Annotated in this window: 22 protein-coding genes, 6 tRNA genes and 1 pseudogene; all 29 read left to right on the top strand. The window is 53.2% G+C overall.

Annotated elements, in window-relative coordinates:
* Positions 1-161: 161 nt before the first annotated feature.
* A complete protein-coding gene (locus ACE418_RS08180; protein WP_416450150.1) occupies positions 162-617 on the top strand; it encodes an NUDIX hydrolase in 456 nt (151 codons plus the stop codon).
* A gap of 8 nt (positions 618-625) precedes the next feature.
* Positions 626-2095, top strand: coding sequence for an aminotransferase class I/II-fold pyridoxal phosphate-dependent enzyme (locus ACE418_RS08175; protein ID WP_416450149.1), 1470 nt, complete (start codon positions 626-628; stop codon positions 2093-2095).
* A complete protein-coding gene (locus tag ACE418_RS08170) occupies positions 2085-2753 on the top strand; it encodes a dTMP kinase (RefSeq protein ID WP_416450148.1) in 669 nt (222 codons plus the stop codon). The genes ACE418_RS08175 and ACE418_RS08170 overlap by 11 nt, the downstream gene beginning before the upstream one ends.
* Before the next feature lie 57 nt (positions 2754-2810).
* Positions 2811-3800: a DNA polymerase III subunit gene (locus ACE418_RS08165; protein ID WP_416450147.1), complete on the top strand. Its 990-nt coding sequence runs from the start codon at positions 2811-2813 to the stop codon at positions 3798-3800.
* Positions 3797-4642, top strand: a complete 846-nt coding sequence (locus tag ACE418_RS08160; protein ID WP_416450146.1) for a PSP1 domain-containing protein — start codon at positions 3797-3799, stop codon at positions 4640-4642. Before ACE418_RS08165 ends, ACE418_RS08160 begins: the two co-directional genes overlap by 4 nt.
* The gene (locus tag ACE418_RS08155) at positions 4632-5366 is read left to right on the top strand and encodes a tRNA1(Val) (adenine(37)-N6)-methyltransferase (protein WP_416450145.1); all 735 of its coding nucleotides are present in this window, start codon (positions 4632-4634) and stop codon (positions 5364-5366) included. Before ACE418_RS08160 ends, ACE418_RS08155 begins: the two co-directional genes overlap by 11 nt.
* A gap of 19 nt (positions 5367-5385) precedes the next feature.
* Positions 5386-6231 carry a 16S rRNA (cytidine(1402)-2'-O)-methyltransferase gene (rsmI, locus tag ACE418_RS08150; protein ID WP_416450144.1) on the top strand — a complete coding sequence of 282 codons (846 nt, stop codon included), beginning with the start codon at positions 5386-5388 and terminating at the stop codon, positions 6229-6231.
* Between the two features lie 36 nt (positions 6232-6267).
* Positions 6268-8205: a methionine--tRNA ligase gene (gene metG / locus ACE418_RS08145; protein WP_416450143.1), complete on the top strand. Its 1938-nt coding sequence runs from the start codon at positions 6268-6270 to the stop codon at positions 8203-8205.
* On the top strand, positions 8205-8972 hold the full coding sequence (locus ACE418_RS08140) for a TatD family hydrolase (RefSeq protein ID WP_416450142.1): 768 nt from the start codon (positions 8205-8207) through the stop codon (positions 8970-8972). Before metG ends, ACE418_RS08140 begins: the two co-directional genes overlap by 1 nt.
* 167 nt (positions 8973-9139) lie before the next feature.
* Entirely contained in the window at positions 9140-9412 is a 273-nt protein-coding gene (locus ACE418_RS08135; protein WP_416450141.1) for a TIGR04076 family protein, read from the top strand.
* Positions 9413-9591: 179 nt separating this feature from the next.
* A tRNA-Gly gene (locus tag ACE418_RS08130) sits at positions 9592-9666 on the top strand.
* 5 nt (positions 9667-9671) lie between these two features.
* Positions 9672-9747: transfer RNA gene (locus tag ACE418_RS08125), tRNA-Asn, on the top strand.
* Positions 9748-9750: 3 nt separating this feature from the next.
* Positions 9751-9825 (top strand) — tRNA-Gln (locus ACE418_RS08120).
* 4 nt (positions 9826-9829) lie between these two features.
* Positions 9830-9905: transfer RNA gene (locus ACE418_RS08115), tRNA-Lys, on the top strand.
* Between the two features lie 15 nt (positions 9906-9920).
* Positions 9921-9996 (top strand) — tRNA-Glu (locus tag ACE418_RS08110).
* 3 nt (positions 9997-9999) lie between these two features.
* A tRNA-Val gene (locus ACE418_RS08105) sits at positions 10000-10075 on the top strand.
* 214 nt (positions 10076-10289) lie between these two features.
* Entirely contained in the window at positions 10290-11528 is a 1239-nt protein-coding gene (locus tag ACE418_RS08100) for a hexokinase family protein (protein WP_416450140.1), read from the top strand.
* Between the two features lie 159 nt (positions 11529-11687).
* Positions 11688-12476: a MurR/RpiR family transcriptional regulator gene (locus ACE418_RS08095; RefSeq protein ID WP_416450139.1), complete on the top strand. Its 789-nt coding sequence runs from the start codon at positions 11688-11690 to the stop codon at positions 12474-12476.
* A gap of 195 nt (positions 12477-12671) precedes the next feature.
* A pseudogene (locus ACE418_RS08090) lies at positions 12672-14840 on the top strand (alpha-glucoside-specific PTS transporter subunit IIBC).
* A gap of 9 nt (positions 14841-14849) precedes the next feature.
* Entirely contained in the window at positions 14850-16517 is a 1668-nt protein-coding gene (locus ACE418_RS08085) for a glycoside hydrolase family 13 protein (RefSeq protein ID WP_416450138.1), read from the top strand.
* An 11-nt stretch (positions 16518-16528) separates the two neighbouring features.
* Positions 16529-17308 (top strand): HAD-IIB family hydrolase, encoded by a 780-nt coding sequence (locus ACE418_RS08080; protein WP_416450137.1) that lies wholly within the window; start codon positions 16529-16531, stop codon positions 17306-17308.
* A 17-nt stretch (positions 17309-17325) separates the two neighbouring features.
* Positions 17326-18735, top strand: a complete 1410-nt coding sequence (locus ACE418_RS08075; protein ID WP_416450136.1) for an S-layer homology domain-containing protein — start codon at positions 17326-17328, stop codon at positions 18733-18735.
* A gap of 223 nt (positions 18736-18958) precedes the next feature.
* Entirely contained in the window at positions 18959-19726 is a 768-nt protein-coding gene (locus ACE418_RS08070) for a DeoR/GlpR family DNA-binding transcription regulator (RefSeq protein ID WP_298586904.1), read from the top strand.
* Positions 19727-19738: 12 nt separating this feature from the next.
* Positions 19739-20950, top strand: a complete 1212-nt coding sequence (locus ACE418_RS08065; RefSeq protein ID WP_416450135.1) for a four-carbon acid sugar kinase family protein — start codon at positions 19739-19741, stop codon at positions 20948-20950.
* A 274-nt stretch (positions 20951-21224) separates the two neighbouring features.
* Positions 21225-22208 carry a 4-hydroxythreonine-4-phosphate dehydrogenase PdxA gene (gene pdxA / locus ACE418_RS08060; RefSeq protein WP_416450134.1) on the top strand — a complete coding sequence of 328 codons (984 nt, stop codon included), beginning with the start codon at positions 21225-21227 and terminating at the stop codon, positions 22206-22208.
* A 36-nt stretch (positions 22209-22244) separates the two neighbouring features.
* Positions 22245-23123, top strand: a complete 879-nt coding sequence (gene dapA, locus ACE418_RS08055) for a 4-hydroxy-tetrahydrodipicolinate synthase (protein WP_416450133.1) — start codon at positions 22245-22247, stop codon at positions 23121-23123.
* 22 nt (positions 23124-23145) lie between these two features.
* A complete protein-coding gene (locus ACE418_RS08050) occupies positions 23146-24123 on the top strand; it encodes a hydroxyacid dehydrogenase (protein ID WP_416450132.1) in 978 nt (325 codons plus the stop codon).
* A gap of 213 nt (positions 24124-24336) precedes the next feature.
* Complete coding sequence (locus tag ACE418_RS08045; RefSeq protein WP_416450131.1) at positions 24337-24915, top strand: MFS transporter; 579 nt, start codon at positions 24337-24339, stop codon at positions 24913-24915.
* Positions 24916-25005: 90 nt separating this feature from the next.
* On the top strand, positions 25006-25641 hold the full coding sequence (locus ACE418_RS08040) for an MFS transporter (RefSeq protein WP_416450130.1): 636 nt from the start codon (positions 25006-25008) through the stop codon (positions 25639-25641).
* Position 25642 lies beyond the last annotated feature (1 nt).

Below are 25642 nucleotides of genomic sequence, written 5' to 3'. Positions count from 1 at the left end.
TGCTGGTGACTATGTCTATATGCCTATTATACCAGAAAGAGTTAGGCAATGTATATATGAGGGAGGTTCTACACTAGTAGGCTTCACTAAGCGAAAGTGGTATAATTAACGTTAATATATAATAAGCAACCATGAATTTGTATAGATGGGAGATTGGGGTTATGGCGCAAGAAGCGAATGTATTGATGGGGTTGAGTGTCAAAGCGATGATTTTTCATGGAGGGAAGCTGCTGCTGTTGCAGAAGAATGATGCCGAAGGGCTGCATCATTGGGAATTCCCCGGCGGCGGCCTGCGTTTTACAGAGGATTTTGAAGCCGGCCTGCGCCGGGAAGTCCGTGAAGAAACGGGCCTTTCCATTACCTTAGAGGCCCCGGCAGGCATCTGGAGTTATCAGAAGAAAGACGGTCAGTTCCTGAACGGCGTCATTTTTACGGCCATGACGACGTCCGATAACGTTACATTATCAGAAGAACATCTGGCCTACCGCTGGGTCACGCCGGCAGAATTGCCCTCGTACCGCCTGCACGGGTCCTTGCAGCGTTCGCTGAAACAGATGAAACAATTTTCCTATGAAAAGAGCCACGCCTTGCTGCGCGACTTCCTTTCCGTTATATGAGGTGCCCCATGGATAAGGAAAAACAGCAGAAGGCACCCTTTGTCGATGCCCTGGAAGGGTATTGCCAACAGCACATGAAGGCCTATCATACACCGGGCCATAAACTGGGACAGGGCATTTCTGCCTATCAGGCCGCCCTTTTTGGCGATGCCCTGCGGCGGGACCTGGGCGTCATGTATGCCCTGGATGACTTATTCCAGCCCGAAGGGGCCTTGAAAGAAGCCATGGACCTGGCAGCCGATCTCTATGGTGCCGGGCAGACTTTCTTTTCCATCAACGGTACGACGGCCTGCATCGAGGCCATGATTCTGGCTGTCTGCGGCGATGGCGATGAAATCATCATTCCCCGCGAAGCCCACAAGAGTGTCATCAACGGCCTGGTACTGAGCGGCGCCGTCCCGGTCTACATGGAAAGCCGTTTCGATATGGTCCGGCAGGTATCGCTGGGACCGGACCTGGACAGCCTGAAGCGGGCTGTCGACGCTCATCCGCAGGTCAAGGCCGTCGTCTTCACGTATCCGACTTATGACGGTATCGCCGGCAACTTGAAGGCCCTGACGGCCTATGCCCATGAACAGGGACTCTATGTCCTCGTCGATGAAGCCCATGGGGCCCATCTGGGCTTCCATCAGGACCTGCCGGCCGAAGCCCTGGCCTGTGGTGCCGACTGCGTGGCTCAGAGTACGCATAAGATGGCCGGTTCCCTGACGCAGACGTCGATGCTGCACTGCCGCAAGGGCTTTCCCCTGACAGACCGCGTCGCCGCTTCCATGGCCATCGTCCAGTCGACGAGTCCCCATTACTGGTTCCTGGCCTCGTTGGACAGTGCCCGCCAGCAGCTGGCCCTGGAAGGGCCGGAGCTCATCGGACGGGCCCTGGGCCTGGCCCGGTCCGTGCGGGATGCCATCAACGCCATTCCCGGCCTGACTGTCTTCGGCCGCGACATCATCGACGACAAGATGGTCAGCGGCTTCGATGAAACGAAGATCACTATCGACTTTTCCGGTGTCGGCCTCGACGGCGTGACGGCAGAACGGCTCTTGCGCCAACAGGGCATCGAAGTCGAACTCGTTGCCGGCAATCACGTCCTGGCCCTGATTACCTTAGGGGATACGGAAGAAACGGCGCAGGCCCTGGTCGAGGCCTGCCGGTCTATCGCCAAAGGACGAGGCCTCTGCCAGTCCGGCCCGTCAGCGGAACAGGCCCTGCCCGTGCCTCACGTCGTCATGGCACCGCGCCAGGCCTGGAACTGCCCGGTAGAAACGGTTCCTTTTGAAAAGGCCTGCGGCCGCATCGCCGCAGAGAATGTGACTTTCTACCCGCCGGGCATCCCGGTCCTGACCTTGGGTGAAGAAATTACGGCGGCCTGCCAGGACTATATCCGCCGAAAGATGGCTGGCGGCTATAAGCCGAATGGCCCGGCTGACGGGACCTTGGCGACGATCCGCGTCTTGAAGGAGGATTTCCATGAAAGGTAAATTATTCATCATCGAAGGTGGCGACGGCAGCGGCAAAGCGACGCAGACCCGTCTGCTGACACAGCACCTGCAGCGCGACGGCTATGACGTGAAATCCGTCAGCTATCCCGACTATGACAGCGATTCCAGTGCCCTGGTCAAGATGTACCTGCGCGGCGACTTCGGCAGCGATGCCGATGCCGTCAATCCCTATGCGGCGTCGGCCTTCTTCGCCGTCGACCGCTTTGCGTCGTACCAGATGAAGTGGAAAGCCTTCTATGAACAGGGGGGCATCGTCATCGCCGACCGCTACACGACGAGCAACATGCTCTATCAGATGATCAAAATCGACGACCCGGCCCAGCGCCAGGCCTATCTGACTTGGCTCGAGGACTTTGAATTCCACAAGATGGGCCTGCCGGCACCGGACAAGGTCTTTCTCCTCGACGTACCCCTGGCTGTCACTGAGCGGCTCATGGCAGACCGGACGGGCAAGACCGGCGGCCAGACCGGCGATATCCACGAGAAGAATGAAGGCTTCCTGGCCAAATGCCACGCCGCCTATGACGAGCTGGCCGCCCGCTATCACTGGCGGCGCATTGCCTGTACGGAAGACGGGGCTATGCGTACGCCCGAAGCCATCCATCAAGACTTATATCGCTGCCTATTTACTTTGTAGGGGATTTTTTCTATAATTAATTGTTAAGGTATTTTATTGGCGTAAGGGGGAGAGAGGATGGACCGATCACTGTTTGATCCGATTATCGGCCACAGCCGCCTGAAAGAACAGTTCGCCCGCCTCATCGACGAAGATCGCATCCCTCATGCCATGATTTTCGCCGGCCCGGCCGGCATCGGCAAGACGATGATGGCTATCGCCGTCGCGTCGGCTTTGGTCGGCCGCCGCGTCTTTCCGGACCTGGCCAGCCGCGAAGGCAAAGCCGTATCCGGTGATAAAGACGATGCCTTCTATCTGGCGCCGGTGGGGGCTATGCTGAAAGTGGACCAGTTCCGCCAGCTCCAGGGGGAACTGGCTCTGCAGGGCGAAGCCGGCCACCGCCGGGTCTGTATCATCGACCATGTGGAAACGATGAATACGGAATTTGCCAACCGCATGCTGAAAATCCTGGAAGAACCGCCGTCAGGCGTCTGCTTCATCTTGATTACGGACCAGCCCGATTTACTGCTGCCGACCATCATTTCCCGCTGTGCCCGCTTTACCTTCGACCCCGTCGGCGACGACGAGATGCGCCAGGGACTGCGGCGCCTGCGCGGCGACGGCGGAAATTGGGATGAAGCCATCCTCTGGGGTGGCGGCATCGTCCGGACCGTATTGTCCTATCTCGACGGCCAGGGGACGGATAAGGCTCATTTTGCCCTGGATTTTTTGACGACCACGGCGAAACACGCCTGTCCCTATGCCAAATGGCTGGCTCTGTCAGCGGCCCTGACGGATAAGGAAACGACGGAGATACTCGGCTGGATCAGCCTCTTTCTCCGCGATATGGCCGTCCTGCGCAGCGGTGCCGGCCAGGACTATGTACGTTTAAAAGGATATATCCATGAAATGACAGAATTACTGCCGTATTGGACGGATGACGCCGTTTTTGGCCTTTCCCAGGTGCTCGATGAAGGGCTGGAAGCGGTATCGCGCCACGTCAACGTCCGCCTGGTCTGGGACTATGTGTGCCTTCAGGCGATACGGCTTAGAGGAGGAATTCAATGATCGTTGTAGGTGTACGTTTTAAACCTGCCGGAAAGATATATTATTTCGATCCCGCCACTATCGAACTCAAACTGGATGACGGCGTCATCGTCGAAACGGCACGGGGCATGGAATTCGGCCATGTCGTCATTGCGCCGCGCAGTGTCGATTCGTCGGAAGTCGTCCAGCCGCTGAAGCCGATTATCCGCAAGGCGACAGCCAAGGACCTTCGCCAGGTGGAAAAGAACAAGGAACGGGAAAAGAAGGCTTTCGGCATCTGCCTGGCGAAAATAGCCAAGCATAAACTGCCCATGAAACTCATCGATGTCGACTATACCTTCGATATGGGCAAGATTATTTTCTTCTTTACTGCTGATGGCCGCATCGACTTCCGAGAACTCGTCCGCGACCTGGCGTCGGTTTTCCGCACGCGCATCGAACTGCGTCAGATCGGCCTGCGCGACGAAGCCAAGATGATCGGCGGTATCGGCTGCTGCGGCCGGCCCCTGTGCTGCGCCACCTTCCTGGGCGATTTCAAGCCCGTTTCCATCCGCATGGCCAAGGGCCAGGGTATGTCCCTCAATCCGACCAAGATTTCGGGTATCTGCGGCCGCCTCATGTGCTGCCTGCGCTATGAAAATCAGCTCTATACGTCGGGCGAGCTGAAGTGCTGCAACTGCCAGCAGAAGAACTGCGAACAGCAGAAGCCGCCGGCAGTCGGGAAAAGAGTCATGACCGATGAAGGCGTCGGCACGGTCCTGCGTGTCCACATGAAGGACCATACGGTCAAGGTTCAGCTCGAATCGGGACATAATATCAACGTGCCCTGGTCGGACGTAGGGGAAACGGAACATGAACATTGAGTTAGGCCCGCACGAACGGCTGGACGACCTGGTCCTGGACGGCATGAAGGTCATCCAGCGCGACGACCAGTTCTGCTTTTCCCTGGATACGGTCCTCCTGGCCCACTTCGGTGCCGTACCTCATGGGCCGGCCCTGGATCTGGGGACGGGGACGGCGGCCATTCCCCTCATCCTGACGGCCCGCGGCGCCAAGAAGCTGACGGCGGTGGAATTCAATCCCGTCATGGCCGATATTGCCCGCCGCAACGTCGCCCTCAATGGTCGGGACGACCGCATCACCATCGTCGAAGGAGACTACCGCCGCATCCGGGAGTGGACGGCGAGCGGCGCTTTTGCCGCTGTCTACGCCAATCCGCCGTACCGGGAAAAGAGCCGCGGCGCCTACAGTGATGTCGATGGTATCCGCCGGGCCTGCCATGAAGAGACAGCGACCCTCGGCGACGTCCTCGATGCCGTCAAGTATGCCTTGAAATATCACGGCCGCTTCCGCATGGTCCATATCACGGAACGCCTGGCCGATATTTTGGAAGCCATGCGGGTTCACGATATCGAACCGAAGATGTTGCAGATGGTCCACGGCCGCCCCGATAAGAAGGCCAAGCTCTTCCTCATCGAAGGTATCCGCGGCGGCAGCAAGGGCATGGATGTCCTGCCGCCGCTCATCGTCCACAACCCTGACGGGAGTTACAGCGATGCCGTCCTGCGATTATACGGGAAGATTTAAGGCCAGATGGAGGGATAGTATGCCGGAAATTTTTCAAAAAGGGACGCTCTATCTTTGCCCGACACCGATCGGCAATCTCGAAGACATTACGTACCGCACCGTGCGCTGTCTCCGCGAAGCCGACCTCATCGCGGCTGAAGATACGCGTCATACGAAGCAGCTGCTCATGGCCTATGATATCGATACGCCATTGACCAGCTATCATGAACACAATAAAGCCGAAAAAGGGCCACAGCTCATTGAAAAATTGAAAGACGGCCTGATGATTGCCCTGGTCAGCGATGCCGGCATGCCGGCCATCTGCGACCCTGGCAGTGATATGGTCCGCCTGGCCCTGGAAGCCGATATCCCCATCGTACCCCTGCCCGGCGCCAATGCCGGCCTGACCGGGCTCATTGCCTCCGGCATGGATACGACGCGCTTTACCTTTGTCGGCTTCCTGCCGAAGACCCAGAAACACCGCCTGCCCGTATTGGAGTCGGTAAAATCTTATGAAGGGACGCTCATCTTCTATGAAGCGCCTCACCGCATCCAGCAGGTATTGGGCGAAATGATCGAAGTCCTGGGCGACCGCCGGGCCGTCCTCTGCCGGGAACTGACCAAACGGTACGAACAGTACCTGCGCGGCAGTCTCAGCGGGCTGCGGGCCGATCTGGCCGAACAGGGGACCCGCGGTGAATTTGTCATCCTCGTCGAAGGGGCAGCGCCTGCCGCTGAGGCCGCTGCTTCAGGCGACGTCGATTACGCGTCCCTGGTCCGGGAACTGATGGAACAGGGCGTCGATAAGAAAGAGGCTATCCGGACTGTCGCCAGACGGTGCGGCGTGCCTAAACGTAGTGTATACCAGGCTGCGCTTAGTTTATAACACCCGGCTCATTTGCCGGTATAGGAGGAAAATCCCATGTCTGAAAAAAGAAAGTATTACATTACAACACCTATTTACTATCCAAGTGCCAAACTTCACATCGGGCACACGTACTGCACGACCATTGCCGATTCGCTGGCACGGTTCCACCGTCTGCGCGGCGACGATGTCTTTTTCCTGACCGGCTCGGATGAACACGGCCAGAAAATCCAGCGTGCAGCCGAAGCAAAAGGCGTCAAACCGATTGAATACGTCGACGAAATCGTCGCCCTCTTCCAGCAGCTCTGGAAAAAACTCAACATTTCCAATGATGACTTCATCCGCACGACAGAAAAACGCCATGAAAAAGTCGTCCAGGCTTTGATGCAGAAGTCCTACGACAACGGCGATATCTATAAAGGCGAATATAAAGGCTGGTACTGTACGCCGTGCGAAACGTTCTGGCCGGAAAACAAGCTGCCTGAAGGCAAACACGTCTGCCCGGACTGCGGCCGCCCGCTGGAACTCGTTTCGGAAGAAGCATACTTCCTGAAAATGAATAAATACGCCGACCGCTGGCTGAAATTCATCGAAGAAAACCCGGACTTCATCCAGCCGGAATCGCGGCGCAACGAAATGATTTCCTTCGTCAAGAGCGGCCTGGAAGACCTCTGCGTCTCCCGTACGTCCTTCGACTGGGGCATCAAGGTCCCTTGGGACCCGAAACACGTCGTCTACGTCTGGTTCGACGCCCTGGTCAACTACGTCACGGCTGCGGGCTATCTCGATGACCCGGAAAAATTCAAGAAATTCTGGCCTGCTGACCTGCACCTGGTCGGCAAGGAAATCGTCCGCTTCCACAGCATCATCTGGCCGATTATGCTCATGAGCTGCGGCCTGCCGCTGCCGAAGAAAGTCTTCGGTCATGGCTGGCTCATCGTCGACGGCACTAAGATGAGTAAATCTTTGGGCAACGTCGTCGATCCCATTCCCCTTATCGACCGCTATGGTGCCGATGCGCTCCGTTACTATCTCCTGAAGGAAATCCGCCTCGGCCAGGACGGCAACTTCTCCCTGCCGTCGTTCATCAACCGCATCAACTCCGACTTGGCCAACGACTTGGGCAACCTCTTGCAGCGTACCCTGGCTATGGTCGAAAAATACGAAGGCGGTGTCGCAGCCGGCCCGACGGTCAAAGAACCGGTCGACGACGATTTGGCAACGTGTGCTGTGGAAACGGCGAAACGCTTTGAAACCTATATGGACGACATGAAAATCAACGACGCCATCAACGACGTCTGGGCCCTCATCCGCCGCAGTAATAAGTACATCGACGAAACGACGCCGTGGGTATTGGCCAAAGACGATGCCAAAGCGCAGCGCCTGCAGACGGTCTTGTACAATCTCCTCGAAGCCCAGCGCATCATCGCTACCCTGGTCAGCCCCTTCATCCCGGCCAGCGCTGCCGAAATGTGGAAACAGCTCGGCCTGGGTGATTTTGCCGAAGCCAACCTCCCGGCTGCCCAGGAATGGGGCCGCTATCCGGCTGACACGAAAGTCTGCAAAGGCCATGCCCTCTTCCCGCGCTACGATTTGAAGGAAGAAGTCGCCGAAGTAGAAGAAGAAAAGAAAGCGGCTCAGGCCTGCCCGGCGGCTAAGGAACCGACGAAACCAGAAATCACCATCGATGATTTCGGCAAGATCGACCTCCGCGTCGGCAAAATCGTAGCTTGTGAAAAAGTACCGAAGGCTAAGAAACTGCTGAAATTGCAAGTCGACCTCGGTACGGAAACGCGCCAGATCGTCAGCGGCATTTCTCTCTACTATAAACCGGAAGACCTCATCGGCCACTGCGTCATCGTCGTCACCAACCTGAAACCGGTCAAACTCTGCGGTGTCGAATCGAAAGGCATGCTCCTGGCTGCTTCCGATGGCAACGATAACCTGAAGGTCGCTTTCGTCGACGGCATGGCACCGGGAAGCCGGGTACGCTGATGCTCTTCGACACCCATTGCCACGTCAATGACGGCGCCTATGCCGAAGACCGTCCGGCTATGTTCAGCCGGGCGGCCGCAGCCGGCGTGGGCCTCATGCTCTGTCCGGCAACGGATATGGAAACGTCGGCTCAGTGCATCGCCATGGCCAGGGAACAGGAAGGGCTTTATGCAGCTGTCGGCATCCATCCCGAAGAAGCAGCTAAGGCCAAAGCAGGCGACGTCGGCCAGCTGCGCCAATGGCTGATGACGGAAGAGAAAGTCGTCGCCGTCGGCGAAGTCGGCCTGGACTACCATTGGCCTGAACCGGACCGGTCTGTCCAGCAGGCTGTCTTCATCGACATGGTCAAGCTGGCTGTGGAACTCGATGTACCCATCATCATCCATGACCGCGAAGCCCATGGCGACACGCTGGATATCCTGCGCCAGTACGGCAAGGGCATCCGCGGCGTCTTCCACTGCTATTCCGGCAGCCTGGAGATGACTGACGAACTGCTGCGCATGGGCTTCTATTTCGGCTTTGACGGGCCTTTGACCTATCCCAATTCCAAGCGGGCCAAGCGCGTCGCAGCCCATCTGCCGTTGGAGCGCATGCTCATCGAAACGGACTGTCCATACCTGACGCCCCAGGCTCATCGTGGTCAGCGCAATGAACCGGCTTATGTCCATTATGTCGCCGAAGAAATCGCGGCGCTGCGGGGCATAGATACCGCCGAAGTGGTACGGGCGACAACCGAAAACGCCAAGCGGCTATTCAGGATTCCGTAGAACAGGGGAGCCATCAGACGGAATGCCTTTGTTTCTGTCGTTTTTCGTTCATCGCGGTGGGTGTTATTTGTTCTATCCCTTACGACGAACGATGAACGGCCTACGACGAACGAAAACGCATTGCCTTCGGGCGGCGTACTGCTCATTTCTATATAAAGGAGAAAAAAATGTCACGAGGAAAACGTCCTGTCATCCAGCTTACGATTACGGGAAAACTGGGGACTATGGGCTGTCATCGCGGCCACCATATCGGAGAAACCTTTGATTACGATACGGACCGGGGAAAAATCTGTCCCATGGCCCTGCACTGTGCCTTTCCCTATGTCGACATCCTGCGCTATGGCGGCCAGCTGCCCGGGCAGCCTGAAGGCGAAGCCGAATTCTGCTGCTCCGACGCCGACGTAGCGTTGGTATTCAAGGCTAAAATCATTAGCGATTAGCAGGTAGGGGCTAGCCGTTAGCCCCTAGCCCCTAACCCCTAACCCCTAGCCCCTAGCCCCTCAAAAAGGCGCTGTCTTCATAGGACAGCGTCTTTTTTTTATTTTTTTCAAAAAATCCCTTGACAGAATCCTGTGGATTTGGTATTATAATCAAGTCTTCTGAAACAGACAACACACATGCGGAAGTAGCTCAGTGGTAGAGCATCACCTTGCCAAGGTGGGGGTCGCGAGTTCGAGTCTCGTTTTCCGCTCCATTTATTCCTCAATAGCTCAGTTGGTAGAGCAATCGGCTGTTAACCGATTTGTCGTAGGTTCGAGTCCTACTTGAGGAGCCATACAGGGGTGTCGCCAAGCGGTAAGGCAACGGACTCTGACTCCGTCATCCGTAGGTTCGAATCCTACTACCCCTGCCATTATGATCCACTAGCTCAGTTGGCAGAGCACCTGACTTTTAATCAGGGTGTCCCGAGTTCGAATCTCGGGTGGATCACCACATTCCACATTACGTGGCCCCTTGGTCAAGCGGTCTAAGACATCGCCCTTTCACGGCGAGAACATGGGTTCAAATCCCGTAGGGGTCACCACTTGGGCGATTAGCTCAGCTGGGAGAGCGCCTGCCTTACAAGCAGGATGTCAGCAGTTCGATCCTGTTATCGCCCACCAAACTCTATTCAAGGAACTGGAGCATGAAGGTTTTACTTTCGTGCACGGTTCCTTTTTATTTTTGCGCGCAGCGCCTGTACCAATATCCATATTTTGTACTACCGTCCCATATCGTGTTACAGAACCGAAAGACCATAAAAGAGTTGTCTTTATGGTCTTTTTTCATTATCATGAAACTATAGATGTTTTGTGTACAGACAGGAGGCCGACTATCATGGCAGATACGATAAAAAATTGGGAATCAATGAGACAGGCATTACAGTTATCCGGTGCGGACCTGCGGGAACTGGCGCAGCACTTCCGCAAGGCCGCCGAAGATGCCTTGGCAGGGAAGGACAGCTCCCTTTCCGCCCTGCGCACCTACCTGGGCTTGCCGACAGGACGGGAAACGGGAACTTTCCTGGCCTTGGACTTTGGCGGCACCAACATTCGGGCTTCGCGTATCCGCCTCATGGGCGAACAGGGCTTTGTGGTGGAAAACAAGGTAGCCAAACCCTTGAAATGCGCCGACTATGACTATACGTCTTCGGTACGGACGGCAGAAGAACTCTTCGACTTCATCGCCGCCATCGTCAAGGAAGCGGCCGGCGGCAATCAGGACTATAAGCTGGGCTTTACCTTTTCCTTTGCCGTCGACCAGACGTCGGCCAAAGACGCCAGCCTCATTGCCTGGTCCAAAGAAATCGCCGTCCCCGGTGTGGCCGGCCAATCCATCAACGGCCTGCTGAAAGAAGCCCTCGTCCGGGCCGGCCTGGACCACATCGAACCGGTGGCTTTGCTGAATGATACGACGGCGACCCTATTGTCTTCCGTCTATCAACATAACCCGTCGCGCATCGGTATCGTCTGTGGTACGGGTTTCAACATGTGCTATTATGAACCGGCTTTGCAGATGATCGTCAACCTGGAAGCTGCCGGTTTCGATGGTGGGCCGACCACCGTCTGGGACCGCCTCGTCGACGAAGCGTCCCAGCAGCCTGGCGACCATCCTTTTGAAAAGATGATCGGCGGCCGGTATTTAAGCGAAGTCTGCCGCGTCGTCTTTGGCGAATACCTCAAGCGGGACATTCCGTACTTTACGACGCGCGATATGAATGAACTCATTTCCGGCCAGCAGACGACCGAAGCCCTTCTCGGCTTTGCCGTCAGTGAAGAAGAACAAGAAGGCCTCTGCGCCCTGGTCAAAGCCGTCTTTGCCCGGGCAGCCCAGCTCATCGGGGCAGCCAGCTTCGGCATCCTCGGCCACTTGGCCCAGGATAAGGGCATTGCGGAACAGTCCATCGCTATCGAAGGCAGCCTGGTTGAAAAAATCAAAGGCGTTCCGGCCATCATTGAAGACGCCATCTGTGTCTTCTGTATGGCACCGACCGAAAATACGCGTATCCACGTCGTCCCCAACAGCAACGGTGCTTCCGTCGGCGCTGCCATTGCCGCGGCGCTGTGTGAGTGTTAATTCCGTTCATCGTAGGTCGAAAATACGATGCCATCGCGATGGACGATGAACGACGAACCATCGGCTTGACGTCCGTCCCTGGATTCCTTATAATGAAACTATGACCCGGCCCCTGCGGATTTTTCCGCCGGGGCCTGTTTCGTGAAAGGGGAACCAGCCATGCAACTTGCCGAACTCATCAATGCCCATCGCCAGCAGCTCAACAATACCGATATGGGAATCTGGAAGTACATCTTGCAGCACCGCGCCGCTGTCCGCCACAGCTCAATCCATGAGCTGGCCCGGGCCTGTCATGTCTCGACGACGACCATCGTCCGCTTTGCCCAAAAATTAGGCCTCGACGGCTTCGGTGAATTCAAGATGATGCTCAAGCGGGAAGAACCGGAAATTTCCAGTTACGATACGAATGTCATGGAGGAACTCCATCGCTTCTATGAACAGACCGTGGATAAGCTCTGCAGCCGCAACTTCGATAACGCCAGCGCCCTCGTCCATGAAGCCAACCGGATTTTCACCTATGCTTCCGGCTACGTGCAGAGCAACGTCATCCAGGAATTGAAACGGCTCTTCTTTTATGACAACGTCATGCTCTACGATGTACCGGCGCGGGAAGAGTTCCGCAACCTCGTACAGACCCTGAACAAGGATGATTTATTCATCATCGTCTCCTTTTCCGGGGAATCGCCAGCTGTGACGGAATTAGCCCAGGCCTTGAAATTAAGGGATATCCCTTTCATTTCCATCACTCGTCTCCACGATAATACCCTGGCGTCGTTATCGACAGTCAATTTCTATATTTCACCAGCTCGTTTCCAGCTCTATGATAAAGAAGAAGACCACGTTGCCTTTCAGTCCATGATGCCCTATTTCGTCCTGGCCGAAGTGTGGTATGTCAAATACTGTATGTATATGCACCGCTTGAAAGAAGAGAGCCGCCGGGATCTGTAGGCTGTACCAAAGTACAGGAAATGTACCAGATTACAGGCCGGGGGCCGTGTGCCAGAAAGCCGCGAATCTATTGTATTCGCGGCTCTTTTTTTATATCCTGTTAGTAAAGATAGCCTTCGGGCATACCTGCGGATGACGTCTCCGTTATATGTCAGGATGGGCTAGGGACTTATTGTTATTCAAAACGGGAGGAAAATGTATATGTCATTCAACAAGGACCGCGTGATGCAGGAATTGCAGCGTTTTGGCGGCGCTATGTATACACCGGTCATTTTATTCGCCTTCTTCGGGCTGACCGTCGCCTTGTCGATTATTTTCAGCAATACAGGCCTTTTTGGCAGTCTCGCCGAAAAAGGGACCCTTTGGTATGATTTCTGGTATGTTGTCCAACAGGGTGCCTGGACGGTCTTCAATCAGATGCCGATTCTCTTCGCCATCGCCGTTCCCATTGGCTTTGCCAAGAAAGAACAGGCCCGCTGTGCCATGGAAGGCTTCGTCATCTATATGGTCTTCAACTATTTCATTGCCGGTATCCTGACACTCCACGGCAGCTATTTTGGCGTCGACTACAGCCAGGAAGCCGGAGCCGGGACGGGGCTGGCCATGATTGCCAATATCAAGACTTTGGACATGGGCATGCTCGGGGCCATCTTCATTGCCTGCATTTCGGCATACCTGCACAATCACTTCTATGATACAGAAATCCCGGACTGGCTGGGCATCTTCAAAGGACCGGCCTTCGTCGTTGCTGTCGGCTTCCTGGTCATGCTGCCTATGGCGCTCCTCTTCTGCTACATCTGGCCGCCTATCCAGCACGGCATTGAACAGTTCCAGTTCTTCCTCAAGACCAGCGGCATCTTCGGCGTCTGGGCATACACTTTCTCGGAACGTATCCTCCTGCCGGCCGGTCTGCACCATTTCATTTACCTGCCCTTCATCTACGGCCCGGCCGTCTGCGACGGCGGGATCCAGGCTTACTGGCTGCAGCACCTCAATGATTTCGCTACCAGTGCTCATTCCCTGCGGGACATGTTTCCCCAAGGCGGCTTTGCCCTCCACGGCAGTGCCAAAGTTTTCGGCCTGCCCGGCGCAGCCTTAGCCATGTACTATTGCGCTAAACCGGAAAAACGCAAGAAAGTTGCCACCCTGCTCATTCCAGCTACGATTACGGCCGTCCTCTGCGGCATTACCGAACCGATTGAATTTACCTTCTTGTTCGTTGCTCCGCTTTTGTATGTCGTCCATGCCGTATTGGCCGCTACCTTGTCGGCTACGCTGTATTTCATCGGCTTGTCGGGCAACTTCGGCGGCGGCCTCATCGACTGCTTCGTCCAGAACTGGATCCCGCTGTTCCGTTACCACGCTGGGACGTACATTTTACAGATTGCCATTGGCCTCGGCTTCACGGCCATTTACTTCGTCGTCTTCCGCTTCCTTATCCTTCACTTCGATTTGCCGACACCGGGCCGTACCGATGATGGCGGAGAAGACAAGCTGTTCACCAAAGCGGAATATAAAGCCAAGAAAGAAATGGAAAAGAAAGGCATTACCGGCGGCGCCGATGCCCTGAAAGCCCAGGTCTTCCTCGACTGCCTCGGCGGTCCGGACAACATCCGCGAAGTCACCAACTGTGCGACCCGCCTGCGGGTTACCGTCAACGACCCGGATAAAGTCGCTGCGACCAGCAAGTTCACCAATGCCGGCGCTTTCGGCCTGGTCAAGAACGGCCACGCTATCCAGGTCATCGTCGGCCTGTCCGTACCGAATGTCCGCGGCCATTTCGATGCCCTCATGAAGGGGGAAATCCCGGCAGCCGTAGAAAGCACGGTCCCGGAAACGAAAGAAATGCCTGCCGAAACACCAGCGGCTCCAGCTGCTGAAACGGTGGCTTCCGTCGATGAAGACGACCGCTCCATGAAGCTGAAAGCCTTTGTCTCCGGTGACCTCGTCGATATCAGCGAAGTCCCGGATGATGCCTTCTCCCAGAAGATGATGGGCGACGGCGTCGCTATCAAACCGTCGAGCGATACCATCGTCGCCCCGGCCGATGCGACGGTTTCCATGATCATGGAAAGCTCGCTCCATGCTGTCGGCCTGGAATTGTCCAACGGGGCTGAAGTCCTCATCCATATCGGCCTGGATACGGTCAACATGAATGGCTAAGGCTTTACCCTCCTGACACAGCAGGATGCCCAGGTCAAATCCGGCGATCCCCTGATCCGCTTCGACCGCGATGCCATTGCCAAAGCAGGTTATAACGACATCGTCATCATGGCCGTCACCAACTCGACGGAATATCCACAGATGAAGAAAGAAGCGGACCAACCTGTCGTTGCCGGTGAAACACCGATTGTCATTTTCTAGGAGGAAGTTATGGATACTTTGAAATGGTGGCAGCAGACGGCTGTCTATCAGATTTATCCCCGCAGTTTCCAGGATACGACGGGAAGCGGTGAAGGCGATATCCCCGGCGTAACACGCCATCTGGATTATCTCAAAAAGCTCGGCGTCGGCGCTGTCTGGCTGACGCCGGTCTATCCGTCGCCCATGGTCGACAACGGCTATGACATCAGCGATTATATAGCCATCGATCCGCGCTATGGCACGATGGCCGATATGGATACCCTCATTGCCGAAGGAAAGGAGCGGGATATCCGTATCGTCATGGATTTGGTTTATAATCACACGTCCGACCAGCATGCCTGGTTCCAGGAATCGAAACGCAGCCGGACCAACGATAAGGCTGACTGGTACATCTGGCGCGATGCCAAAGAAGACGGATCGGCGCCGACGAACTGGCGCTCCATCTTCGGCGGACCGGCCTGGACGTGGTGCGAAGAACGGCAGCAGTATTACCTGCATACCTTCGCCGTCGAACAGCCCGATTTGAATTGGGAAAATCCCGCGGTCCGCCAGGCCCTCTATGATGCGGCTAATTTCTGGGTAGACAAAGGCGTCGGCGGCTTCCGCATCGATGCCATCGTCTATATCAAGAAACCCGCCGTCTTCACCGACGGGCCCGTCGATGGCGCCGACGGGCTGTCATCCATCCACAAGATGATTGCCAATACGCCGGGTATCCTCGACTTTTTGCATGAATTCCGCCGGAACGTCTTCGACGGCCATGATATCTTTACCGTCGCCGAAGCCAACGGCGTCACGCCGGCCGACCTGCCCCAGTGGGTTGGCAAAGACGGGGCCTTCAGCATGCTCTTTGAGTTCAGCCACGTGAACCTGGAATTTCCCGATGATGAAGTCTGGTGCCGCGCTGAAACATGGCCGCTGACCCAGCTCAAGAAGGCCTTGTCGGACAGCCAGGAGGCGACCGCCGTCAATGGCTGGTATCCCATTTTCTTCGAGAACCATGACCAGATCCGCTGCGTCAACCGCTATTTCCCGGAAGGGACGGACAAGAAGAAGGCGGCTAAAGCCATGGCGACCATCCTGTTTACCCTGCGCGGGACGCCTTTCATTTATGAAGGCCAGGAACTGGGCATGGCCAATACGGCTTTTGCCCATATCGAAGACTACAATGATATTTCGACGCACGGCCAGTATCGGTTGGCCCTGGAAGAGGGCTTTGCTCCGGCAGAGGCCCTGCGCCTCGTCCAGGCCCACAGCCGCGACAACGCCCGGACGCCCATGCAATGGAACCGGGCAGCTCAGGCCGGCTTTACGACGGGTACCCCGTGGCTTCCCGTCCATGACGATTATGGCCGGTGCTGTGCCGAAAGTGAAGAAGGCGATACCGATTCGGTACTCCAGTATTACCGCAAAGTACAGGCTGAACGCTTCCAGGGGGAAGCAGCAGCCATCCTGCAGCAGGGGCGCTACGAAGAGCTATTGACTGATGATGAACGCATTTACGCTTTCAAGCGCATCTTAGACGACCAGGCGACATTGACGCTGGTCAATTTTACCAACGAAACTATCGATTATGACGCATCCCTTACGGAAGGCGCAAAAGTCCTCCTGGGCAACTATGAAGCCCCGCAGGCCGGTACGCTGCGTCCGGCAGAAGCCGTCATCTATCGTATATGAGGAGGAGTATTATGTTAAAAGTTGCTGCCAGTGATTATGACGGGACCCTGTTCCGGGATGATATCATTACAGCTGGTGATGCCGAAGCCATCCGTAAATGGCGGGCTGCAGGCCATAAATTCGGCGTCGTGTCCGGCCGTGACCACGGTATGCTCATGCCACAGCTCAAACACTATGGCGTCGAATACGATTACCTGGCCTGCAATAACGGCGGCCTCATCAGCGATGAACAGGACCACGTCCTCTGGGAAGCCCGCATCGAACCGGCCGTCCTCAAGGCCGTCAGCAAGCTGGAGCTGGTCCGAAAGTCCTTCCATTTCTCGTTCTCCTCGGAAGACCGGACCTATCTCTGCCATGATTTGCCGGGCACCTGGGTATGGCGGGAAGCCAAGGAATGGGACTATCCCATCGTGCCGATAACGGAAGACGACATCGACCATCTGCCCCAGACGATTCACCAGTATTCCCTGGGCTTCACCAATCCCGACGATGCTTTAGCTGCCAGCGAACAGGTCAACGCCCATTTCGGCGATACCGTCCATGCCTATCCCAACCGCTGTGCCGTCGACATCATTCCCTCCGATATCAGTAAGCAACAGGCAATCTCCCACACGCTCTCCCTCTTTGGCTGGGACGGTGCGGACATCCTGGCTATTGGCGATGAAATCAACGATCTGCCCATGATCCTGGGCTATAACGGTTATACTGTCGCCACGGCCCGCCCGGCCATACAGGACCAGGCTCGCAAGGTATACGACAGCGTAGGGGCCATGCTGGAAGATAATTTATAAGAAAAGAGGTCCTTACGATGGAGTTTAACAAGAAAGCCTTTGCCGTCCTGGCGGTCCTGAGTCTCAGCATTTCCACTACGGCTCTGGCCGCATCGGCTGACAGCTTCTCCGATGTCCCCAAAGACCACTGGTCGTATGAAGCCCTGGATTATTTGGCCAAAGAAGGCGTCATCGAAGGCATGGGGAACAGCACCTTTGAAGGCGGCCGCACCATGACACGCTATGAAGTGGCCAGCATCGTCGCCAAAGCCATGCAAAAAGGCGGCGGCAACTTTGGCGACAAGACGGTCCTGGAAAAACTGCACGCCGAATATGCCGACGAAATCAACGTCTTGCAGCAGCAAGTCGCCAAAAACACCAAGCAGATCGAACAGAATACCAAGGATATCGATTCCCTGAAAAACGGGATTGCTGGAAAGATGGAACTCAGCGGCTTTATCCGCGTCCAGTACGATCATGACAAGTACAGCAACGACGTCCAGAACAACAGCGATTTGTATAAAGACAATGACCGTTTTTATATGAGCTTGAACGGGTCCTATAAAGTCAACGACAATTGGAAGGCTAAATTCCAGTTAGAAAAGAACTCTTTCTATAACGGGGGCCATGACCATGAAAATGAATCGGGGTCATGGGCAACGGATGGTAAAGATAAAGGCCGGGCGAAGCGGTGGTCTGGTCATGATGGCAATATCCAGCGGATCTGGGTCGAAGGGACGGACCCGAAAACGGGAGCCTGGATTAACATCGGCCGTGCCTGGCGCGGCTTAGGCCAGCAGAATGTCCTCTTTGGTACCGAATCGGATGGCTTCCAGCTCGGCATTCCCATTAAAGGGACGAGGCTCACTGCCAGCGGCTTCTGGTTCGCATCGACGAGCGGCGGCAATCATGAAAGCTGGTATGGCCTGGGCACCTGGGGGAACGTCGGACCGCGGGCCGGAATCAACCTGGCCTATGCCCTGAATTCTAAGAATAAAGGCGATGTCTACGAAATGAACACCAGCCATCTGGAATCGTGGGGCGAAGATACGGTTGAATACGATAAAGCCTACGTCCTCAGCGGTTGGCTGGACCTTTCTAAAAATATCCGCTTCCTGGCCGATTATGTCCAGACCAATGCGGATTACCAAAATAACAGTACGTTCTTACGCCTGAATTATCGCAATACGGATTTGCAGAAACCGGGGACGTGGCAGGCCTATGCCCGCTGGTATCGCTATGGAACCAATGGGACTATCGCCGGTGATGATGAATGGAGTTCCTTGTTCTACAATGGCAGTGCCGGCAGCAAAGGCTGGATTCTGGGGTATAAATACGTGCCTTGGAAGAATATCGAATGGGAAACGCTCTACTCGAAGCAGGAACAGATTTCCAATTCGGATAATACACGGACGCTCGTCCGCACCCAGATGGACTTCCATTTCTAAAAAAAGCGGCCAGGCGGCCTTCCGGAAGGGATTTCTAAAGAGGGATATCTGTATCATCAGATTTCTATTACTACGAACCACTTAAAAGGGCTTGTCGTCATACGACAAGCCCTTTTTCCTTGACGCCTTTTTTTTCTCTTGATATAATAAATTAACACAAATGAACAAATATAAACATGATATCATGAGAAAATAAGGTAAGTGTAAACACGAGGTGAAGGGTATGTTACCGGCAGAAAGACGGCAATTTATTTTAAACGAACTATACAAGAACAAAGCTGTAACGGTCAATGACCTGGCTCAGCAGCTCGATGTGACGACGATGACGATCCGGCGGGACCTGCAGCATCTGGAAGAAGGCGGCCTGGTCGAAAAAAGCCACGGCGGTGCTGTTCTGGTAGAGTCCTCGGTCAAAGAAGCGACCTATCGCAATCGTAAATTAGTCCACATTGAAGAAAAGCGGCGCATGGCGGCCGCGGCCCTGCCGCTCATCGAATCGTCCATGAGCATCTATCTCGATGCCGGTACGACGAATTTTGAACTGGCTGAATTGATGGCCAAACAGCGCTGGGATAATCTGACCGTCGTGACCAATGATTTGGCCATTGCCCAGGTCCTGACGCCGGTCATGGGGCTGTATGTCATCCTCTTAGGAGGCCATATTGACGTTGAATCCAGCTCGACGTGCGGGGTGCTGGCGACCAATATGGTCCGGGCCATGCACTTTGATATCTGCTTTTTAGGGACTCAGGCCATTACCCCGGATTGGCGCATCATGACGGCTAATGCCGAGAAAATCGACGTCAAGCGGGCTTGCCTGCAGGCGTCAGATAAAGTCGTCCTCTTGGCGGATCATTCTAAATTCAAGAAACATAAGCTTTATTATATCCTGGATCTCTGGAATATGGATGTCCTCATCAGCGATTATCGGGCCAGTGCCGAAGAAGAGTCTTTATTTGAGGAACATCAGGTTCAGTTTGTCCGCGTTTAAGGAGGAGAGCATATGCATCATTTTGTCATCATTGCCGATGATTTTACGGGAGCCAATGATACAGGCGTCCAGCTTTGCCATTACGGGATTTCTGTCGATGTCGTCCTGGATATCGCGCAGATCGAAGCCAATGGCAACAGCCTGTCCATCGACAGCGAGAGTCGTGTCGTTTCCGGACAGGAAGCCTATGACCGCGTTTTTGCCGCTGTAGAGCAGGTACAGCGCACGGGGGGCTGCCGTTTCCTGTATAAAAAGGTTGATTCGACGCTGCGCGGTCATTTGCAAGAGGAAATCCGGGCCGTTGTCGACTGTTATGCGCCGGAACTCATCATCTTTGCGCCGGCCTATCCCGGGCAGGGGCGGACGGTCGAAGCGGGGCGTCTCTGCGTCCACGGGACGCCGCTGCTGGACACGGAAATAGCCCGCGATCCGCGGAATCCCTTGCAAGAAGACCGGGTACAGCGGATCCTGTCAGACTGCCTGCAGCAGCCGGTCTGCCACTATACTCTCGATGATATCGAGAGCGGCCGTTTTGACTTGACAGGACCGGCCTATTCTTTCGATACGGTAGCGCAGGCGCAGCTGGAAAGGATTGCTGAAAAAGCCGGGCAGACGGGGAAGAAAATCCTTTGGATCGGGTCTGCCGGCTTGGCACAGGGCATATTGCAGACGTATCAGCCGAAGCGGCCGGCCCTGGCCGTCATTGGCAGCATCAGCAGCAAGACCATGGGCCAGCTGGCTTACTGCCGGAAGCGGGGGCTTCCTGTCGTTGCCTTGGATATGAAGGCCCTTTATGAAAAAAGGGATGGAAGCGCATCGCTTCAGAAAGTAGTAGATTTATTGCGGGCCGGGAAAAGTGTCGTCCTCACCGGCGCCGCTTGCCGCCAGGATTATGAAGATTTTGCCGCCTATGGCCGGGAAAAAGGCCTTTCGACGGATGAACTCGCCGAATTTACCAAACAGACTTTGAGCCGGATGGTACCGGCTATTTTGCAGGAAACCGCTGTGAGCGGCTTGTTTTTGACCGGTGGTGATACCGCTATCGCCGTCATTTCGCAGTTGCAGGCCAGCGGGTCCCATATTGAACGGGAAATCGTGCCGGGCTTTGTGCAGGGGCGCTTACTAGGCGGCAGCCAGGAAGGCCTGCCCATCGTCACCAAAGCCGGTGCCTTTGGCAGCGAAGAAGATATTTTCCGCTGCATCAAGGAACTTTGCCGTAAATAATAGTTTATTTTAGTTCTAAATTGTTGTTTTATGTTATAAAATCATACGTATAGAGAAATAAAAAATCCAGAAATGAGCGTTAATATGCCATTTCTGGATTTTTTTTGTAGGACTTCCTTGGAACTCATCTGTAAAAAAAGATGAATAAATAGCATAGATTATATACAAAAAAACCATTGACTAATTAGAGAAACTTTCTTATAATTTAATTAACAAAAACAAACAAATAACAACATAAAGAAACAAAAAATGTTGTGATAAAGGAGGAGGTACAGTGGCAGTGAATTTTATAGGCATTACCATGGGCGATCCGGCCGGGATTGGTCCGGAGATTTCCCTTAAAGCTATAAATGCCAAACCGGAGTACCAACAATCTGTCCTGATTTATGGCAGCTACGATGTACTCCAATACTACCATCAGCAGCTTCAGCTGACGACGCCGCTGGTACGCATTGAAAAGGTCCAGGATTTTCAGCCAGGGAAGATCAACGTCATTTCCGTCGTCGAACTGGCTATCGGCAAAGACTTTGAAATCGGCCAGGTATCCCCGGTTGCCGGCGATGCGGCCTATCAATATATTGCCAGAGCCATTTCCGATGCCTTGAAGGGCGATATCCGCGTCGTTACGACGGCGCCTCTGAACAAGGAAGCCCTCCATAAAGGCGGTCATAACTTCGACGGCCATACGGAAATCTTCGCTACCCTGACGAAGACGAAATCCTATACGATGATGCTTTGGAGCGAACGCATGTCTGTCGTCCACGTATCGACACACTGCTCTTTGCGGGAAGCCTGTGACAGGGCGACGAAAGCACGGGTCTTGGAATGTGTTCATCTGGCCGATGGCGCGATGAAGCAATTGGGGATTGAAAACCCCCGCATTGCCGTTGCCGGATTGAATCCGCACAGCGGCGAAGCCGGTCTCTTTGGCCGGGAAGAAATTGATGAAATCATCCCGGCTGTCCAGGCGGCCCAGCAGGAAGGCCTGAATGTCGATGGCCCGGTCCCGCCGGATACGGTCTTCTTAAAAGCCTATAACGGCATCTATGACATCGTCGTCGCCATGTACCATGACCAGGGACATATCCCCATGAAAATGGTGGCTTTTGATTCTGGCGTCAATGTTACGTTGGGTCTTCCCATCATCCGGACATCCGTCGATCACGGCACGGCCTTTGATATCGCCGGGAAAGGCATTGCTAAGGCAGACAGCATGTGCTATGCCGTCGATTTAGGAAAACGATTTGCAGACCATTAAATTTTACATATATTCACAAAGGAGCGAGATGTCATTATGTTTAAAGCAGAAGGATTAATTACACCGGTTATTACCGCGCTGACGGAAACCGAAGAATTTAACAAAAAGGAATACCAGGCTTTTATCGACCATTTGATTAAAGCCGGTGTCCATGGGATTTTCCCGTTAGGGACGAATGGCGAATTCTATGCGTTTTCGGCTAAAGAAAAATTGGAAATCATCGAAGCCGCTGTTGAAGCCGTCCAGGGTCGCGTTCCCGTCTATGCCGGCACGGGCTGCGTTACGACGAAAGAAACGATTGAATTGTCGAAAGCCGTCCAGCAGATGGGCGGCGTCGATTGCTTATCTATCATCACCCCGTACTTTGTAAAAGCTTCTCAGGCTGACTTAATAGAACATTATAGCGCCATTGCCGAAGCCGTCGATATGCCGATTTTGTTGTATAACATCCCGGCGCGTACCGGTAATTCCATTGACTGGAAAACGGTCAAGACGTTGGCAAAATATGAAAACATCATCGGTATCAAAGATTCGAGCGGCAACTTCGACAATATGTTGAAATACATCGAAAACACAGATCCCCGCCTCAACGTATTGGCTGGTAGCGACTCCCTTATTCTCTGGGCCCTTATGGCCGGCGGTACCGGTGCCATTTCGGGCTGCTCCAATGTCTTCCCGGAATTGATGGTCAGCATCTATAACTACTGGAAAGAAGGCAACATCGAAAAGGCCAATGAATCGCAGAAGAAAATCCGCGCCTTCCGCAATGTCATGCAGATGGGCAACCCGAATTCGGTCGTCAAATTAGCCGTCAATATGCGCGGTTATCATGTAGGACCGGCTCGCCAACCGTCGAACTGCACGGATCCGGCTATTAAAAAAGCCTTGGAAGATGTTTTCAAACTGTATGAATAATGAAGGCAAGGAGATGTAACTCATGGCTAAAGTTGTAATTTCACATCGTCTTCATGATGATGGTATGGCTGTTCTTGAAAAAGCTGGGGTAAATGTCGTTATTACGAATAGTGGCGATCCTAAAGTTATGTTACCAGAATTAAAAGATGCTGATGGCGTTATTATTCGGATTGGTTCTATTGATCGTGAAACAATGGAACAATGCCCTAAATTAAAGGTTATTGGTCGTCCTGGCGTTGGTGTTGACGATGTCGATGTTGAAGCGGCTACTGAATTAGGGATTCCTGTCGTTATTGCTCCTGGTGCTAATAGCCGATCTGTTGCAGAACATGCTATGGCAATGATGTTTGCTTGTGCTAAAGATATGATGCGCAGTGATAGAGAAATGCGCAAAGGAAACTTTGGTATCCGCAGTTCCTATAAAGCATATGAATTAGGCGGAAAGACACTTGGATTACTTGGGTATGGTCATATTGGGAGCATTTTTGCTAGCATGGCTGCTGGTATTGGTATGAAGGTCCTAGTTTATGATCCTTTTATTAAAAAGGAAATTGTTGAAGCCCAGGGATATGGATATCGTGAAGATATGCATGACGTTTTGCGAGAAGCAGACGTTGTTTCTATTCATACGCCATTGACCCCGCAAACAAAAAATATGATTGGGGAAGCAGAGTTAAAAATGATGAAGACAGATGGTATCTTGATAAACTGCGCTCGTGGTGGGATTGTAGACGAAGCTGCTTTGAACAAAGCATTGGATGAAAATTGGATTCATAGTGCCGGTACGGACGTTGTTGTACATGAACCTATTGATCCAGCAGATCCGATTTTCCATCATGATAATATCGTTGTTACACCACATATGGCTGGCCAGACACGGGAAGCTGCTTCGGGAGTAGCCACACTTGCAGCAGAAGGAACTGTAGCCGTTATAAGTGGTAAAAAATGGGATAAAGTTTGCAATCCAAAGGCTTACGAACATCCCCGTTGGAATAAGTAAGGTCATGGTAATATGAAAAACTCTCTTGATGATTGCGCCTGGAAAACATAATCATCAAGAGAGCTTCACAGAAAAGGTAGAGCCTAATCTGGATTTCATTATACCATAGTCTTACCACTTATATACTTGGAAAAGAAAATATATTTCTTAGCGTTTTCTCATGTCCGTAAGAACAAAAAGGTATAAAAGGTGATAAGAATGTCTTCGATGAGCATGACAGCTTTGGAAGCTACAAAACAAAAAAGAACTCATGTTAGATGGATTGTCTGCGGATTGATGTGGGCAGCTATCGCCATTAACTTTATTGATAGAACCACTTTAGCTATTGCTACACCTCATATTATGCAAGATCTTTCTATAACAACTGAAGAAATGGGCATGGTTATGTCGGCTTTCTTTCTCTGTTATGCGTTGCTTCAAATTCCGGCTGGATTTGTATCAGAAAAATTTGGGCAACGTAAAGCTTTAGGTATGTCCGTACTTTGGTGGTCTATTGCTACTGCATTAACCGGGATGGCCACTGGATTTAAGTCCATTTTGGGCATGCGTATGATTTTAGGTGTTGGTGAAGCCGGTGCGTATCCCAGCAACGCGGCGATTACTAGAAAGTGGTTCCCAAAAAGTGAACGAGCTACTGTTGGGGGTATTTTTGATAGTGGACAAAAATTTGGTGGGGCTTTTGGGATTCCTATTTTGACTTGGTTGATGATTCAAATTGGTTGGCGTGGTACTTTTGCTATACTTGGCGTATTGGGGATTATTTGGGCAATTGTTTGGTTTGCATTTTTTTAAGATGATCCAGCGAAGAATAAGCATGTCAATGCTGCCGAACTGGCATATATTAAGTCAGGACAAGATACCGACGAAACAAGCAATAAGACAATGCCTTGTAAATGGTATGAATTATTAAAATTTAGAAATATGCAGGCAATGTGTATTGGCTTTTTTGCAACTAACTATAGTTCATATTTCTTTATTACTTGGCTACCGATGTATTTGATGAAAGATAGAGGATTAAGTTTTGCGCAAATGGGTTTTGCCGCCTCATTGCCATTACTTTGTGGTGCTATTGTTGAAGTTATTGCAGGCTGGTCTTCAGATAAAATTGTTTCATCTGGCAAATTCTCATTAACCAAAACACGAAAAATGTTTCTGTGTGGTGGCTTGATTTTAGCTTCTACCATTGGGTTTGCGGCCGTAACTGAGTCTATTTATGTAACACTGTTCTTGTTGTGTTGTGCTAAATCCGGGACTGTTATTGCTGCTTCTCAAACATGGGCTATCCCTAGTGAGATTGCACCACGTAATATGACTGGCATTGTTGCTGGGATTCAAAATTGTGTTGCTAATTTTGGCGGTGTAGTTGGACCGATTGTTACTGGTTTTATTGTTGGGGCTACAGGGCATTTTGAATTTGCGATGCTCTTCACCGCATTATTATTGTTAGGTGCAGTATTAAATTACATTTTCTATTTAGGTAAAATTGAACCGATGAAAGTGGAAGAAAAGGTTGCATGAT

The organism is Megasphaera jansseni (assembly GCF_047974155.1).
Classification (GTDB): domain Bacteria; phylum Bacillota; class Negativicutes; order Veillonellales; family Megasphaeraceae; genus Megasphaera.
Note: the sequence above shows the minus strand (reverse complement) of the source record. Positions and strands in the feature narration are given on the sequence as shown.